Raw genomic sequence first — 16,339 nt, 5'->3', positions numbered from 1 at the left:
GAAAGATCAACACGCCCTAGAAAAGAGCATACTTCTCTCATGAACATTGAGTAGGGAGTATGCTCTTTTTCGTTTCACAGCGCTTGTTACTTATTTACGTAACGCCAGTGATTCGATTAAGACCGCTTTTAATCAAGACAGCTGCTCAACAATAGCTACACCCACTGCGTGTGCGCTGGTTGGGTTCTGACCTGTAATGACTCGCTCATCAACAATCACAAGCTCTTGCCAAGGTTGAACCTTGTTGAAACGTGCTGCGCTACGAGCAAGCGACTCTTCCAGTAGGAATGGAATGTCGTTGATCGTACCAAAGTCGATCTCTTCTTCACGTGTAAAGCCAGTCACCGATTTAGAGCTTAGTAGCTTCTCGCCGTTGCTCAGAACAATCGGAAGCAGCGCCGCAGGGCCGTGACATACTGCCGCGACAATACCACCATCTTCATAATGCTTTGCTGCGATGCTAGCGAACTGTTCATTGGTTGCTAAATCTGAAAGCAAACCGAATCCACCTGGGTAGAAGATAGCATCGTAGCTTTCTGCATTAATTTGGTTTACAGGAATCGTATTGTTGATGCGGTTTTGGAAGTCATCATCAGCCAAGATCTCAGCGTTTACTGAATCCCCTTCAATATCGGTTCCGTACAATGGGCCTTTACCACCCTTGATAGAAGCGATGTCGTACTCAAAACCCGCAGCAATGATCTCTTTGAGAGCATGAGTCAGTTCAGGCGCATAAGTACCATTCGCTTGATCTGTATCGCCTAGTGTTGCGTGGTTAGTTACAGGTATTAGTATTTTTTTCATGATTCGTCCCTTTGAGCTGCTGTTTTTTTTATTTAGGTGCTGACGCTTTTCGTTAAGCACTGAAGCTTTTCGTTAGGCGCTAGGTATCGCGTTGTTACTTAGCTATCGCCGCCTTGTTGTATCTAATACTAGTTCCAAACTGATTAGGTGATAATATGCCGAATAGGCAAAACATTATTGCTATATAGCAATAGTCAGATGTGAATTCGTTAGACGTTAACAGGTGAAGTATGGATAGCTTTGAAGGTATTAATGAGTTTGTTGCGGTAGCCGAATGTCACGGCTTTTCAGCAGCCGCTAAACAGCTAGGTTGCAGTACCAGCCATGTGAGTCGGCAGGTTTCAAGGTTGGAAGAGAGAGTGGGAGTGGCCCTGCTTGCGCGTTCAACACGGATGGTGAGCCTGACTGAATCGGGCCACACTTATTACCAACAGTGCAAAGACTTGGTGATTGGGCTACAACAGGCCAATGAACAAGTCACGTCTCAACAAACTCAGCTTAGCGGTACTCTGCGTGTGAGTGCGGCAGGCGCGTTTGCAGAAAATCATGTCGCGGCGGCGCTGATGGAGTTTGCTAAAGAGCATCCTGAGCTCACCATAGAAATGAATTTCAATACCAAGATGGTTAACTTCATCGAAGATGGCATCGATTTCGCGATTCGTTATGGTCGATTGGACGATTCAGGATTGGTGGCAAGAAAGCTGGTTGATCGCCCGATGGCAGCGGCAGCAAGCAAAGATTACATTGCTGAGTTTGGTGCTCCAGCGAATCCAGAACAACTCAAGCTGCACAGCTGTATTATCGCCAACAGTGACCAGTGGTTGTTCGAGAACGATGGAAATCCGCTAACCGCAGTCAGAGTTCATGGCCGTTGGAAAAGCAACAATTCAAGCGCTGTACTGAAAGCTTGCGAAGAGGGGCTTGGCATCGTTTATCTTCCTAAAAGCAGTTTCAATGGCAGTCTTAGCAATGGAAAACTCGTCCCTGTGTTAGAAGAGTATTGGGGAGCGGGCACAAGCAGTTGGATTGTTTATCAGAACCGTCGTTTTCTTCCACAGAGAGCACGGTTAGCTATCGACTTCTTAGTCTCATATTTCTCTGATTGGAATGAATAGTTCGTAGGTTTAAAGAATAGTGCGCAGGTTTAAAAGAATAGCGAACAGGATTTGAAGTGGTTGGGAGCGGATTCTTTCATCAGTTCAAGGCCAAAAGTAGAAAAAGATAATGGTTACATTGGTATAGGTTATCTATTTCTGTTTTTTGACGCGAATAATGGGATTGAGATGCTTGTCTACTTTTACTAACTCGTGTTAGCAATTGAGTTGTAGAGAAGGCCGCAACAGTACGATATACTAGATGGCATATTAATGTCCCTAGCGCGTGATAGATTGTGTGGAAGCGTTGGCAGGATGTGTTGTTATGCTCCAGTTTGTGAAGTGTAGCTAGAGTGCGGAGTTGGCAATGTCTTCAATAAATTTCGAATCCACGTACGGTGTAATAACTATTCAAGATATGAATGTAGTGAGTGTTGACGCTAACTATGCTCGCATCTATGGATACCAATCGCCCGAAGAACTACTTTCTAATATCGATAGCTTTCTAGATCTAATCTCAGAAGATTACCATGTTTTAGCTTATCAAAATTACCTTGAAACGGTCAGTGGTCAACGCGACCCTCAGGTTCACACCTATACCAATATTGATCGTAATGGCAGAGAGTTCACCGTGTTTTCTATCGACCATGTGACGGAGTGGCAGGGAAGACCTGCACTGCAAGTCACAGTGATCGATCTTTCCCCTGCGATTCAGCTGCAAAATGCGGTGCGTGAGCAAGATAAGATGTATCACGACATGATCATGCAATCTGGGCAGGGCATCTTGGTTCACCGAGATTTCAAGCCGCTGATGGTTAATCAATCTTGGGTCAACATGCAAGGCGCGGCTTCCATCGAGCAAGTATTAGAGCTGGACTCTATCCTTGAACTGGTACCAAAACAGAATGCCGATGGCATCAGCAAGCACTATCACGCGATCGTATCAGGGGAGTTGTCAGGTACTAGTACCGTGGTTGAAAACATTGGCTTTGACGGCGTTCATCGGTTCTTCAATATTTACGACAATGCGATTACTTGGAAAGGTCAGCCAGCGGTTCAGGTTGTGCTCGAAGATGTGACTCAAAAGGTGATGCTGGAAAAGCAGTTGGTACACCAAGCGAATTACGATGAAATGACGGATTTGCTTAACCGTAGGGCGATTTATGAGTGGCTGAGAGAGCACCTTGTCTCTGAGACTCACTTAGTGTGTATGCTGCTTGATATCGATGACTTCAAATCGATCAATGATACCTACGGGCACATGGTGGGTGACGAGGTAATTTGCGCATTGGCTGATATTACTAAGCGTAATGTTGAGGCTGTGGGCGGTGTCGCAGGTCGATGGGGCGGTGAAGAGTTCATTGTATTTATCCCTAATGCGTCGCCTCAGATTTCGCGTCAAGTGTCTGATCAGATCCGAGAGCAGTTTAATCAAGTTGAATTCAGAATCGATGAACAGTTACGATTTAATTCGAGTGTCAGTATCGGAATCAGTGATAGCCAAGCCTGTGAAGACGGTGTCACGATTGATGCACTCGTGAATTTAACCGATCAATCTCTCTATCGCGCGAAAGCCAACGGCAAGAATTGTGTAGACGGAGATGTGGTTGCGCTCTAACGCCTAAAATCGTCATCGAAAGCGAATAGGATCGACAACGAAAAATGCCCTCAAGTCATCACTTGAGGGCATTTTATTTTTTGGCTATTCACTAAGCGCTTCTAACTATAAGAAACGTTTAAGTTCTACAAGTTATGCAGACACTTCCACTTCGTAAGAGCCAAATTTACGGATGTTAATCACGCCCGTATCTAAGATTAGGTATTGGCCTTTAATACCTTGCAGCACACCAGATACTTCAGGGTTCTTGTCAAAGTTGTGCGACACAATCTTCACTGGGTGCTGTTCAACTGGGTAGCTCAATGAAGTGATGTTTTCGCTCAGAATCTCGATAGCATCATCACCAAACTTCGCTCTGATCTCTTGGATTTTATCCTCAACCAACGGCAACAGTTCTTTGGCTTTTTCTACCAATTCCATATCGTCGCCGTCGCCTTTAAGCAGCGTGCGCCAGTTGGTTTTGTCAGCAATGTGCTTTGCTAACTCAACTTCGATCAGGCCAGAAATCTGACGTGTTTTTACCTTCAAGATAGGCAAACCTTGAGTCGCGCCTTGGTCAATCCAACGGGTAGGGATTTGAGTGTGACGAGTGATACCTACTTTTAGGCTTGATGTGTTCGATAGGTAAACGAAGTGATCAACCATGCAGTTCTCTTCACCCCATTGAGGCTCGCGACACGTGCCTTCATCGTAGTGACAAGTCTCTGGCTTCATGATGCACATGTCGCAGCTTGCTAGCTTTTTCATGCACACAAAACAGTGGCCTTGAGAGTAGCTCTTCTTAGTTTTCTTACCACATGAGCAGCAAAAAATATTGCCGGTGTGAGTGAGGTTGATGGTTTTACCAATCAGAGGGTTTAGCTCTACAAACTCTTCGCCTACAGGCAAACGGTAGGTAACCGCGCCATCAAGGGAAGCACTCATCTTCTTGAGTGTTCCTTTTGCTAATAAAGACATGACATTACTCGTTGTATTTTGATTATTATTTCGTCCACTCGCTCGCCTTGTGAACAGGCGATACGGTCAACGATGATTTGCGATGAGTATAACAAATAGAGTCTGCTTTTATACGCAATATTACTTGATTCTCGCCGTGAATAATTAACGGCAAATACATGCATAAAAATATAGTATGACATTTTGTTCGGGCGTGATATAACGTTTTTTAGTGATTTATTGGTATTAAGATCACTAATTTACCTGATTTGTTTTTTATCGTGAAATCCCAACTATAGGGATCTTAAGCCGGAAGCTTAGACGTGAAGTGGATCCATAAGATTGTTATCTTTCTCGTTATCGCAACGCTTGCCATTGTGCAGTATTACCGTGTGAGCGGAAATCGTGTGATAACAGCAATAACCCCTGATAAATATGAATTTATCGCGACCAGCGATCGAGTTGATAGGGGCGTCAGTACATCCCAATTATCCTACGAAAATGGGCAATATATTCTCGACTGTGAACTTAAAGAGTCGGAATACCCTTGGCCTTATTGCGGCCTATCGATTCGTATCAACCCAGATATTACCGAAGGTCTTGATCTCTCTCAGTATCACACCTTTAGAGTGAATATTGATTACCATGCGGAAGCGGATTCTAGTGGCCGTTTGAGAACTTACCTACGCAACTACAATCCTGCTTATTCTGTTCCTGATGACGAGTACACACACAAGTACAACGGCATGGAGTTTTCTCCAGGAATCGATGGCGGTGTGATTGAAATCCCAATCGCCAATCTACAGGTGATGACATGGTGGTTAGCCGACAATGATGTGGCATTAGAGTACTCTGCACCTGAATATTCGAATGTGAATATGGTCGAGTTTGCTACCGCATCGGGTGCGAAGCTAGGCCATCATCGAATTGTTATTCGCAGCATCGAGTTTGAAGGCTCGTATATCACCGCAGAAAGCTTGTTCTTGATCTTGCTGTTTATCTGGGTCGGAACAGGTACTGTGTTCTTACTTTCAGAATTGCATCGTTCAAGAAAACGCATGGTGATCGCAGAGAAAAGACATCACCACTTAAAGAACGTCAATCGCGCACTGAGAGAACAGAATTTTGAATTTTCAGAGATGGCCCATCGTGATGAGTTAACCGGAATACTAAACCGCCACGCGATTCGTGATTGGTTGAAAATGCAGTCACAACATGTGAAGCAAGGACATGGCAAGCTGGGTATGTTGTATCTCGATATCGACTACTTCAAGAGTGTAAATGACAAGTACGGACATCAAATGGGTGACCATATTTTACGCGAGTTCAGCATGGTGGTGGGCAGTTCGATCAGCGCTACCGACAAGTTGGTGAGATGGGGTGGTGAAGAGTTCATTGTTTTTTGCCCTGAGACCGAAGCCGGAGAGGCGCAGATAAAAGCTGAACGCATTCGATTATTGGTTAGCCAGCACCTTTGGGTTCATGGCGATCCGCTGACATGCAGTATCGGTGTTGCCGAGATGAAGCAAGAGCGAGTGACAGAGACCATTGCTCGCGCTGATGAAGCTTTATATCAAGCAAAGCATTCAGGTCGAAACCAGGTGATCTTGAGTCACTAATCTGAAAATTGTTTTGATGAGTTTATAAGCCACACGTGCATATGTGACGTGTGGCGTTTTTATGGTTCTTCTCCCAAAAGCCAAAACAAAAAAGGTGGCGCGGGGCCACCAAAAGGGAAAGCGTTTCTTGTTTTTATATGCCCGTTCAATGCTTGCTTACGCTGAACGGGCATTTTTGTCTTGGTTGAACCGGGGGAAGTTCAACCAGTTTAGGGGAGCATTCCTGTAAGCATGCGCTTATAGAACGTTAGTGTTTACCAGAAGATCCAAGCGAACAGAGTCAGAACTAGGATACAAACTAGGTTCAACACCATACCGATTCGCATCATCTCTTTCTGCTTGATGTGACCCGAGCCAAACACGATTGCGTTTGGTGGTGTTGCAACAGGAAGCATGAAAGCACAAGATGCAGCAACCGCAATCAGTGCAGACAAGATTACCGGAGACATACCCAGCGCTTCAGCAATAGTCGCGAATACAGGGACAAGCAATGCCGCACTCGCTGTGTTACTCGCAAATTCCGTTAGGAATACCACGAATGCTACCACGGCTAGAATCGTAAGCAGTACGCCAGCTGTTTCTAAAAATCCGCTTAGTGAGTGTGCTAAGAATACGCTGGTTCCTGTCGCTTTTAGAATGTTACTTAAGCAGATACCGCCGCCGAACAGGATAAGCACACCCCAGTCCGTTGTCTTCTCAACATCTTTCCATTCCACCGCTCTAGAAGCGCCAAGCAGTACAATTGCGCCAATCGCGACTAAGCTATCAAATTTAGAGAATCCGCCAATCATTGCGTTGATTGGTTTACCGAATATCCAAAGCGTTACGGTTAGAAGGAAGATAGACAGTGTGATTTTCTTGCTGTTTGTCCACTCAACTGGGGCATGGTCTAGCTCGAATTTGTGGTCAAGCTTAGGTTTTGTCATCACGTAAAGAATGATCATCGCGATTGGCAGTAAGATCATTGAGATAGGTAGGCCAAGTGCCATCCATTCTGTGAAGCTCAAGCCAACTTCTGCCGCCGCAATTGCGTTTGGAGGGCTACCAACCAAGGTTGCGATACCACCAATTGAAGCACAGTAAGCGATACCCAGTAGCACGAACACGTAGGTGTTGCGGTCTTCACTTTGGTCAACCTTGTTCATGATGCCAAGAACAAGAGGAAGCATCATTGCTGTAGTGGCTGTGTTTGAGATCCACATAGATAGACCCGCACTCACACCGAACAACATGAACACAGCGACCGACATTCTGCCTTTTGCTATCAGCAGTACTTTGTCAGCAATTGCTTTGTCTAGTTCTTGCTTGTTCAGTGCGGCTGCCAACGCAAAGCCACCCATGAATAAGAAGATGATCGGGTTTGAAAAGTTAGCCAGCGCTGCGGGCGTGTTGAATACACCAAACAAGACAGCCAATAGGGGAACGAGCAGAGCGGTGATGCTGACGTGGATAGCTTCTGTTAACCATAGAATGGCAACGAACACGAGAATACTTAAACCTGTATTCACTTGCGCTTCGAATGGCAGGGTATTGAGCAAAACTGCAAATAGCGTGAAATTACCAATTAATATCATGCTGTTGCGGGTAAACAACCAGTGTTTCAGTGTAGTAACAAGTGCCGTCATAAGACGCTCCTTTTGTTTATCCTCGTTGTATTGGTGCACGACTTCATTGAGTTGTGCTTATTATTTTCGAGGTATATAGCTTGATGTAGGGTCAGACTTTGTTGGAAGAATGTTACTCAAGTTAATAAAGGAGTGTTGGTGTGTTTTTGCTTAACAATGGGGAAGTGTGAGGCAACAAATTCAAAATGTGTAGTTTTCTACACATCTGTCTCTGCTGGGTCTGCAATCGGGCTTGTTATAGGGTCTACAACAGGGGTTACAGTGGGGTCGGTGATAGGGTTTGGGATCGGAAATGATTCCGGTTTTGGACTCGGTTGAATGGGCTCTTTAGGTCCAAGGAACTTTGGCGTTGTCCCCATAATATACAGATCAAGGAATGCTTTGGTGCGCGCAAACACTTCACGTAAACGTATTGAGCTTCCCGAGTGATGGGTTGGTCCTGAAACGGCTAAACACTGCGCGTGAATATCGTAAGAGTTGGCGATGAATAACGCTCTTTCACAGTGGAATTTTTGAGTGATGATCAGAAAGTTATCGGTATCGAATATCTTTTTGGCGCGAACAATCGAGTCTAAGGTTCTGAAACCCGCGTAATCTAGATTGATGCGTTCCTCGGGGACGCCCGCTTTTAACAAGTCGCGTTTCATCGTCCACGGCTCATTGTAAGAGCGATGAGCGTTATCGCCGCTCAGTAGAAATTGGTCCACTTTTTCACGATCGAACAGCTCAATCGCGGCTTCGATTCGGTGCTTATAATAGTCGTTGAGTGTTCGACCCAAATATTTGCTCGTGCCAAGCACAACGGCGACCTCAAGCTCGGGCACTTCATCTATATCGTAGATGATGCGATCTTCCGCTTGCCATGAAACCCAATAATCGATCGCAATAACCGCAGCGCTGCCTACTAAGAACACGAGGAAAGCGCCAAACAGAAAACCTTGCAGTTTTTTGTAAGCTTTTTTTATGTAGCTACGGATAATGTGAGAATCAAATTTCACTCTCGGTATGGTCCTTTCACTGAGCATTAATTTTTGAGTGCTCGATAATACCAAATAAAAATGAGAAAAATCAGTTAAAAAGACAAGACAGTTTAAAGAAAAAAGCCCCTGCAATTGCAGAGGCTCATATAAGAGTCGTTAACGCTCTTTATTCCAAGCGCAGTACGCTTTTATTCAGAGCGCAGCACGCTTTATTAGAATGCAGTACGCTTGTAGCGACGGTAAACCGGCTGCCAGAAGTGTTGGTCAATCGCTTGTTGAAGAGCTTCTTCAGTGATCTCTAGTGCAACACCTTGCTCAATCGCTTTCTTACCAACGGCAAGAGCAATCTTCTTAGATACGGTGTGAATCTCTTCTAATGGTGGAAGTAGCGCACCTGAACCATTGATAGCAAGTGGAGAACACGTAGCAAGCGCACGGCTTGATTCCATCAACATTTCATCAGTGATACGTGACGCATTCACAGCCAATACACCAAGGCCAATGCCTGGGAAGATGTAGCTGTTGTTACACTGAGCGATTGGGTAAGTGGTGCCGTTATGAGTTACTGGCTCAAATGGGCTACCTGTCGCAACCAGTGCTTGGCCATCAGTCCAACGAATAATGTCGTTTGGAGTTGCTTCAACACGGCTTGTTGGGTTAGACAGTGGGAACACGATAGGGCGTTCACAGTGTAGGTTCATCTCTTTGATGACTTCTTTGCTGAATAGACCCGGCGCCCCAGATACCCCAACCAATACGGTTGGTTTAGCGTGACGAACAACGTCTAGTAGTGAGAAGCCAGTGCCATCGCTTTCCCAGTCTTTAGTATTTGCGTTGGTTTGAACTAGGCGCTGTTGGAAATCAAGCAAGTTCTGCATGCCTTCCTGTAGCAGACCCCAACGGTCAACCATGTAAACTTGAGAGCGTGCCTGTGCATCGCTGATACCTTCAGACACCATTTGAGCAATGATAGCTTCAGCAATACCACAACCCGCAGAACCCGCACCCAAGAAGGTGATACGTTGATCTGAAAGTTTGCTGTTTGCTGCTTTACATGCTGCAAGTAGAGAACCAACCGTTACGGCTGCTGTGCCTTGGATATCATCGTTGAAACAACAGATGCGATCTTTGTAGCGCTCAAGCAGTGGCATTGCGTTCTTTTGTGCGAAATCTTCGAACTGAACTAATGCATCAGGCCAACGGCGTTGAACCGCTTGGATGAACTCTTCAACGAATGCATCGTAGTCAGCACCCGTAATACGAGGATGACGCCAGCCCATGTACATTGGGTCAGCAAGACGTTGAGGGTTGTTAGTACCCACATCGAGTACGATTGGTAGCATGTAAGCTGGGCTGATACCGCCACAAGCTGTATAAAGTGCTAGCTTACCAATTGGAATACCCATACCACCGATGCCTTGGTCTCCCAAACCAAGAATACGCTCACCATCCGTAACCACGATAACTTTAACGTTGTGGTTTGTCGCATTATTCAGTAGGTCATCGATACGATCGCGGTTCGGGTATGAGATAAACAGACCACGGCCACGACGGTAAATATTTGAGAAGTTCTCACATGCTGCGCCAACTGTTGGTGTATAAATGATAGGCATCATTTCAGAGATGTGGTTTTGAACTAAACGATAAAAAAGCGTTTCATTAGTGTCTTGGATGTTACGAAGGTAGATATGCTTATCCATATCACTTTCGAAGTTACAATATTGTTTGTATGCACGTCCTACTTGCTCTTGGATTGTTTCGGTTGTTTCCGGTAACAAACCTTCAAGGTTGAAAGAACTGCGCTCTTCAGCAGAGAATGCGCTGCCTTTGTTTAGAAGAGGTGTACTTAGTAGAGCAGGACCAGCATAAGGGATATATAGAGGGCGTTTATCGTTGTTCATTGGATGCCTAGTATGGGAGAAAGGGTAACTAAAAAATGATAACGGTTTAGTTATTCAATTGTAAATAGTTTCTCCGCGATCTGAGCAAACAAAATGATATTCTTACCTCTGTCCCACACTTATCGAATTTCAACACGATAATTCGTTATACTTTGCTCACACTTTTTCGCTACTCGCCATTTTATGTCATTACTTCCCATCGATGCTTATCAAAACGTATTCCACGAACAAATCGCTAATTCTCACCTTGTCGTAGAGGCGGAAACCGGATCAGGTAAATCAACGCGCCTGCCACTTTGGGCCTCTCAACATGGACGAGTGTTAGTGGTGGAGCCAAGACGCATCGCGTGTACATCACTGGCTAAATATCTCGCGCAGCGATCAAGCGAGAAGTTGGGTAGCAAAGTGGGCTATGCGATTAAGCTTGAGTCGGAATACAACGAGCAAACTAACGTTGTTTTTGTGACGCCCGGTATCGCGCTGCGTTGGTTATCAGAAGATGGATTAGCTAGTTTCGATGTGATCGTGGTGGATGAGTTTCACGAGAGGCGCTGGGACATTGATCTGCTGGTGGCGATTCTGAAGCAAAAAGCGAGTCATCGTTTGGTGATCACTTCAGCAACCATTGAGGGTGAGCGCCTTGCTCAGTATTTGGATGCGAATCGCATAAGCTGTGAAGGGCGAACTTATCTAGTTGAGATTGAACACAGAGCGAATGAATCCAGAACACTGCCTGATAGTCGACATCTAGAGCAGCGCATCGTGGAAGAAGTTAATCATCAGTTGATCGCTTCTTCTGGCGATATGTTGGTTTTTCTACCGGGTAAAAAAGAGATCGTGCAATGCGAACAAGCCTTAGCGAAAAATCCAGATATCCAAGTTGTTAAATTGCATGCGTCGGTTAGTGATAAAGAGCGAGATTCAGCGTTATCGGGTCGGAATATCCATACTGAAGGTAATGGTTTGAGAAAGGTCATCCTTGCGACCAACGTTGCAGAAACCTCATTAACCATTCCTGACATTGGCGTGGTGATAGATTCAGGATTAGAGAGACGCACCGTTCAGCGTAATGGCAGAACCACACTGATGCTTAAATCCATATCACGAGCGAGTGCCAAACAACGAGCTGGCCGCGCGGGTAGGGTAATGGACGGCGTTTGTGTGCGTCTATATGGAGAGCATGCGGCGTTAGAGTTAGTCACACCGCCTGAATTGCAGCGTGAAGAGCTGACCGAACCTATGTTGGCCGCAGCATGTTGTGGATCTCCGCTTGAGAGCTTGTCCTTCCTTGACCCTATTCCAGAGAAATCACTCAACAGTGCAACTCAAACCTTGCTGACGATGGAAGCGATTAACGCCGACCATCAAGTTACCGAGCATGGTAAAAAGCTGTATCCGTTGCCGATTGATGCTTTGTATGCCGATATCGTTACTCGAATCAAAACCAAAGCATTAAAAGAGGCGATGGTTGATCTCACTGCGGCGCTGTCCGTTCCTGCTCGCTTGTATCAGTTACCAAACAATGCAGAACATCTTGAAGCGCTCGCGCAACAAGAGAAGGAAGGGTGTGATTTAAGCCTGTTGATTCAGATTGTGCGCGGTCGAGAATATCCGCATTTAGACATCGACCAACAGGCTCTGAATGAAGCTCAAGGATTGGCGAAGCAAATGCGGGAGGTATTTGAACTTCCTCAGCTAGAAGTCGCGTCACGTTTCCAACGCATTGAATTGCTCAAGACCATTGTGAATCTGCATCCTGAACTGGTGTTTGTGCGCCGACTGAAAAGGAAAGAAGCCTTTGCCAATGGTGTTTTAGAAGTGGTGCTCGGTCGTCAGAACCGTTTCCCTGATAATGCACAAGCGATGTTGGTGTTGGATACTCACAGCTTGCCGGGAAGAGGCGTTAAGCAAACACTGACCTTAGCGACGGTCACGACACCCATTCCTCTTGAGCTTCTCATTGATGCTGAACTAGGAGAGTGGGAGCAAGGCGAAACCGTTGTGAATGATGATGGTGTTTTTACCGAGATGGCATTGGTGTACGCAGGCCGCACGATTACAACCAAACTCGTCGCCGCTGAAGGGCAACTATCGTTAAAACCTATCGTCGACCTTGTGTTAAATGGAGAGCAGCTTCCCGGTTTTGCAAAGGCTCGCACTCAAGAAATCAAACACTGGCAGTTGTATGTGAAACTTGGTCTCGATGAACAAACTAAATACACACCAGAAATTGAGAACATTAACTTTGAGCTATGGTTTATAGAGCAGCTTGAAGTACTAGGTGTTACTGATGTCAGCGAATTGGAAATGTTCGATCATGCAGACATACCGTTCGATGGCATTCCAACTTGGCTCTACTCAGAATTTTCGGAAAAATACCCGTTTGCATTGAGCCTTGCCGACTTGCAACTCGATGTTGAATACTTGCCCGCAAGAAAGCTGATTTACGTCCATTATCAGTCGGGTAGCCGAAAGTTATCGCCAAAACGTTGGGAGCTACCGACATGGTCTGGTTGGCGTATTCAGTTCAAAAAAGCGAGTCGAATAATTGATATCAAATAGATGGATAAGTTTTATCTCTAAAATATTAATCAAATAGATGCATATATGATTTTTCAGTGCTTATTTTGTTACAAGTTTGATTTTTATATTCCTTTTTAACCAATCAAAAGGTCATAAAAGACTATTCTTCTATATCCTATTGCTATAAAGAAAGAGTTGATAGATATTGAGTATATTGTGTTGCCAAAGTGTCGGGGGACATCATGGATAAACAGGAAGAGACGCGTGTAGAGTTCGATTACACAACATTTCTTGGCGCCTCATGCAGTAAAAAATGGACTTTTCTGGAAGCACTCACCACAATTGCGCCAGTGTTCAGTACCGTCTGGCGAGATAGCATTAAAGAGCTGGGCACCCCAGAGGATCGTTTATGGCAGATGGCATTGAAATCAATGTCGACGCGTAAAAGTGATGAGTCGAACATTGTTACCTTACTCAAGCTCGCTAAGCTGGAAGGGATCAATGAGCTCAAAGTGGTGATGCCATATTCACTTGAAGAAGAGCAGATCGAGTATATTGAATCGCGCAGTCATTTAGTGATTGCGGGTAATTCTGGAGAAGAGTTCACGATTAAGCTGTAACTTCAGCTCGCCTATAATCTCTCTCGAGGAATAGTAAAAACGTACACGTAAAAAGGGCCTCAAATATTGAGGCCCTTTTAGTATCTAAAACTTGAGTCTACGAGCTTATTCGCTTTCGAGCTTTTTATTTTGAGATTAAGCGATTAAGCAATTAGCAATTAAGCGACTAGTCGATTAGACCATAGTCAGCGCGCAGTACATCGATGATCTCTTGCTTAGGATTTTCGCTCAGTACGATCTCCGCACCTGTGATTTTCGCTGCGATATCAAGGTAAGTGCGAGACAGAGACATTAGCGAATCCAGTGGAAGTTCATTGTCACGAGCCAATGCTTCACGTTCTGGCATACGCTCTTTATTCAAAAGAATGTCGGCATCAGGGAAGTAGTTAAGCAAGAACTGACGGAAGCCTTCTTTTGAATTCTCAACGATGTTGCCGTTGTTATATTCCTGAGTGTCCCAAATGCGAGATGAATCTGGAGTACCGACTTCGTCCATGTAGATAAGCTTTTCTTTGCCTTGAGCATCGTTGACGTAGCCAAACTCAAATTTGGTATCAACAAAGGTTTGGTCTACTTTTGCTAGCGCTTGGCTGATTACGTTGAAGCCTTCTTTAAGAAGTTTTTCGTAATGCGCGATGTCGCTTGCTTGAGTAAAGTTGAATGCTGCGAAGTTATCTTCGATGTTGTTGCGTGTGATGTTCACATCGTCAGCTTCTGGAACGCCAGGAATACCTTTCAGAATCCCTTTTGTTGAAGGCGTGATCAGTAGCTCAGGCAACTTCTTGTCTTTCTCAAGGCCTTCAGGCATCTCGATACCACAGAATTCACGTTCGCCGTTTGCGTATGCACGCCACATTGAACCAGTGATGTATTGACGACAAATCGCTTCGATCATGACTGGGCGAGCTTTTTGTACAATCCATACGAACGGGTGAGGGATATCAAGAATATGACTGTCAGCAAGTCCGTTGTCTTTAAACAATTTGAACCAGTGGTTAGAGATAGCATTCAGAGCCGCTCCCTTACCTGGAACACCTTTAAGATTCCCTTCACCACGCCAGATACAATCAAATGCAGAGATACGGTCACTGATCACCATGATTGCTAAAGGCGCATCTGGTGCTACATCGTAGCCTTTCTCTTTAATTAGTCGTTGGCTATCTTCTTCAGTTAACCAGTAGACCGAACGAACCTTGCCACTGTGGACAGGTTTATCAGTACGGATTGGTAGGTCATCATTTACGGCAAGAACTTGATCAGCAAGGCTCATTTAGACATTCCTATCTTTTATCAAACGTCATACAGAGAAGTGCGGTGTGCACATGATTAGACGGGCATTATACCCAATCTACTATTTGCTTCCAGAGAAAAAGCAAACGATTGCTAAATCTGTTGTTTAAATAAAAACCCCCGCCTAACAATCCGCTAAAAAATGGGCGAATTGTAGGGCAGGGGAAGGCAGTATGTTTGGACTGTGTTTTGGCGAATTGTTTCTTAAGTTAAATTAAGTTTGTTAGCTAAAAGATTAAGCTATGTTTGTGGACCATGTTTTTGAGCCAAAATGTTATTAAGCCAACATGTTATTAAGCAAGGTGGCTTAGTGAATACGCTCTGAATTTGCATCCATAAAGAAGACTTCACATTGAAAGCGTAACCCTAATGTTCTTAGGTACTGTTGGCTGAACTGATCAATCGATGCACTTGCAACAATCGCGCTCGCATTCTTAGAGCGGATTGCTTTCTCGACAGTCTCTACCTCAGTCATTTGATGAGAGGCTTTCATATGAATAACGCGGTCGCAGCAAACATTATGTTGCTTAAGCTGCTTAGCCGATGGTCTTGGTGTTTGAGCCGTAAACAGTAACCACTGATGTTGATTGGACAGCAACGCCATTCTTGCAAACAACGCTTCCTCGTTTGAATTTTTGCTTTTACGAGAAACTGATGTAAATGCGCAGTGAACTAGCGGGCTAGAGTGTTGTGCTTTAACGTGTGCTTGAATCATTTTGCTGTCCTTATATACATGCTGTATGTGTATACAGTAGTTTTAGTTACTTATAAGATCAAGCGTTTTTTGCGGGATTATTGGACGATTTCGTCTGAGGTTATGGATGGTAAATGATTAAATCATTGAAAATATTCGATAAATTAAATTTGAATGAATCTGCTGTTTTGTATCATAAGTTGAATAAATGTGAGCTTTATACAGGTGTATACACTGGTTTTTGCAGAAAAGTACTGTATATACCTGTATAGAAGAGAGAACAAAGAAGAAAGAAGAAAGAAGAAAGAAGATCTAAAACCACAGGCACAAAAAAAGCGCCTTAGGCGCTTTCTTATATTTCACGGTGTTGCTTATCTCAATGTCGCTTGGGAGAGTTTTGCTCTCATTTCAATTTCACCAATATTGAACTGGCGAACATCAATGGTTGCAATATCATTGCACTCGTTACATGCATGATGACACTTACCATCTAGGTAGTCGTGCTTTTTAACTAGGCTTGGCTTTTTGCACCAATCACAAACGCCTTCTATTGTGAACATATTCTCTCCTCACCTGTTTAAGTCAGGTGTATTTTCGGCGCAAATTATGACACAAGTAAGACCCATTAGTTAATA

The 16,339-nt window shown here is 44.5% G+C and carries 13 protein-coding genes; 5 read left to right on the top strand and 8 right to left on the bottom strand.

Annotated features, from left to right (window positions below):
• Window positions 1-132: 132 nt before the first annotated feature.
• Window positions 133-804 (bottom strand): type 1 glutamine amidotransferase domain-containing protein, encoded by a 672-nt coding sequence (locus AB4209_RS19660; protein WP_372057007.1) that lies wholly within the window; start codon window positions 802-804, stop codon window positions 133-135.
• A 230-nt stretch (window positions 805-1,034) separates the two neighbouring features.
• On the opposite strand from AB4209_RS19660, the gene AB4209_RS19655 reads away from it, so the two are divergent.
• Both AB4209_RS19655 and AB4209_RS19650 read left to right on the top strand, forming a co-directional pair.
• Window positions 1,035-1,919 carry a LysR family transcriptional regulator gene (locus tag AB4209_RS19655; protein ID WP_372057005.1) on the top strand — a complete coding sequence of 295 codons (885 nt, stop codon included), beginning with the start codon at window positions 1,035-1,037 and terminating at the stop codon, window positions 1,917-1,919.
• A 346-nt stretch (window positions 1,920-2,265) separates the two neighbouring features.
• Window positions 2,266-3,516: a diguanylate cyclase gene (locus AB4209_RS19650; protein WP_372057003.1), complete on the top strand. Its 1,251-nt coding sequence runs from the start codon at window positions 2,266-2,268 to the stop codon at window positions 3,514-3,516.
• 132 nt (window positions 3,517-3,648) lie between these two features.
• Here the strand turns inward: AB4209_RS19650 and AB4209_RS19645 are convergent, their stop codons facing one another.
• A complete protein-coding gene (locus AB4209_RS19645) occupies window positions 3,649-4,473 on the bottom strand; it encodes a DUF2797 domain-containing protein (protein WP_029235797.1) in 825 nt (274 codons plus the stop codon).
• A 302-nt stretch (window positions 4,474-4,775) separates the two neighbouring features.
• Between AB4209_RS19645 and AB4209_RS19640 the strand changes: the two genes are divergently transcribed.
• Window positions 4,776-6,071: a GGDEF domain-containing protein gene (locus AB4209_RS19640; RefSeq protein ID WP_372057001.1), complete on the top strand. Its 1,296-nt coding sequence runs from the start codon at window positions 4,776-4,778 to the stop codon at window positions 6,069-6,071.
• A 254-nt stretch (window positions 6,072-6,325) separates the two neighbouring features.
• Here AB4209_RS19640 and AB4209_RS19635 read toward each other — a convergent pair whose 3' ends face one another.
• From AB4209_RS19635 to AB4209_RS19625, 3 genes are all read right to left on the bottom strand, one after another.
• Window positions 6,326-7,696 (bottom strand): DASS family sodium-coupled anion symporter, encoded by a 1,371-nt coding sequence (locus AB4209_RS19635; RefSeq protein WP_048607137.1) that lies wholly within the window; start codon window positions 7,694-7,696, stop codon window positions 6,326-6,328.
• 197 nt (window positions 7,697-7,893) lie between these two features.
• Window positions 7,894-8,694 (bottom strand): vancomycin high temperature exclusion protein, encoded by an 801-nt coding sequence (locus AB4209_RS19630; RefSeq protein ID WP_372056999.1) that lies wholly within the window; start codon window positions 8,692-8,694, stop codon window positions 7,894-7,896.
• A 194-nt stretch (window positions 8,695-8,888) separates the two neighbouring features.
• A complete protein-coding gene (locus AB4209_RS19625) occupies window positions 8,889-10,577 on the bottom strand; it encodes an NAD-dependent malic enzyme (RefSeq protein ID WP_048659542.1) in 1,689 nt (562 codons plus the stop codon).
• A 183-nt stretch (window positions 10,578-10,760) separates the two neighbouring features.
• Here AB4209_RS19625 and AB4209_RS19620 point away from each other — a divergent pair, with 183 nt between their 5' ends.
• A complete protein-coding gene (locus AB4209_RS19620) occupies window positions 10,761-13,139 on the top strand; it encodes a helicase-related protein (protein WP_372056997.1) in 2,379 nt (792 codons plus the stop codon).
• A gap of 203 nt (window positions 13,140-13,342) precedes the next feature.
• Entirely contained in the window at window positions 13,343-13,720 is a 378-nt protein-coding gene (locus AB4209_RS19615; RefSeq protein WP_017059766.1) for a hypothetical protein, read from the top strand.
• A 166-nt stretch (window positions 13,721-13,886) separates the two neighbouring features.
• Here AB4209_RS19615 and AB4209_RS19610 read toward each other — a convergent pair whose 3' ends face one another.
• The 3 genes from AB4209_RS19610 to AB4209_RS19600 form a co-directional block, all read right to left on the bottom strand.
• Complete coding sequence (locus AB4209_RS19610; RefSeq protein WP_017055177.1) at window positions 13,887-14,990, bottom strand: phosphoribosylaminoimidazolesuccinocarboxamide synthase; 1,104 nt, start codon at window positions 14,988-14,990, stop codon at window positions 13,887-13,889.
• Between the two features lie 327 nt (window positions 14,991-15,317).
• A complete protein-coding gene (locus tag AB4209_RS19605; RefSeq protein WP_017055178.1) occupies window positions 15,318-15,725 on the bottom strand; it encodes a SulA-like leucine-rich domain-containing protein in 408 nt (135 codons plus the stop codon).
• A 350-nt stretch (window positions 15,726-16,075) separates the two neighbouring features.
• Window positions 16,076-16,264, bottom strand: coding sequence for a hypothetical protein (locus AB4209_RS19600; protein ID WP_017070242.1), 189 nt, complete (start codon window positions 16,262-16,264; stop codon window positions 16,076-16,078).
• Window positions 16,265-16,339 lie beyond the last annotated feature (75 nt).

This window comes from Vibrio sp. 10N.286.48.C11 (genome assembly GCF_041469805.1).
GTDB classification, from domain to species: Bacteria; Pseudomonadota; Gammaproteobacteria; order Enterobacterales; family Vibrionaceae; genus Vibrio; species Vibrio crassostreae_C.
This window is presented reverse-complemented; position numbering and strand designations above follow the sequence as displayed.

Coding starts and splice junctions, on each gene's coding strand:
- AB4209_RS19660 (WP_372057007.1), bottom strand. CDS start 804: ATGAAAAAAATACTAATACCTGTAACTAACCACGCAACACTAGGCGAT.
- AB4209_RS19655 (WP_372057005.1), top strand. CDS start 1,035: ATGGATAGCTTTGAAGGTATTAATGAGTTTGTTGCGGTAGCCGAATGT.
- AB4209_RS19650 (WP_372057003.1), top strand. CDS start 2,266: ATGTCTTCAATAAATTTCGAATCCACGTACGGTGTAATAACTATTCAA.
- AB4209_RS19645 (WP_029235797.1), bottom strand. CDS start 4,473: ATGTCTTTATTAGCAAAAGGAACACTCAAGAAGATGAGTGCTTCCCTT.
- AB4209_RS19635 (WP_048607137.1), bottom strand. CDS start 7,696: ATGACGGCACTTGTTACTACACTGAAACACTGGTTGTTTACCCGCAAC.
- AB4209_RS19625 (WP_048659542.1), bottom strand. CDS start 10,577: ATGAACAACGATAAACGCCCTCTATATATCCCTTATGCTGGTCCTGCT.
- AB4209_RS19620 (WP_372056997.1), top strand. CDS start 10,761: ATGTCATTACTTCCCATCGATGCTTATCAAAACGTATTCCACGAACAA.
- AB4209_RS19615 (WP_017059766.1), top strand. CDS start 13,343: ATGGATAAACAGGAAGAGACGCGTGTAGAGTTCGATTACACAACATTT.
- AB4209_RS19610 (WP_017055177.1), bottom strand. CDS start 14,990: ATGAGCCTTGCTGATCAAGTTCTTGCCGTAAATGATGACCTACCAATC.
- AB4209_RS19605 (WP_017055178.1), bottom strand. CDS start 15,725: ATGATTCAAGCACACGTTAAAGCACAACACTCTAGCCCGCTAGTTCAC.
- AB4209_RS19600 (WP_017070242.1), bottom strand. CDS start 16,264: ATGTTCACAATAGAAGGCGTTTGTGATTGGTGCAAAAAGCCAAGCCTA.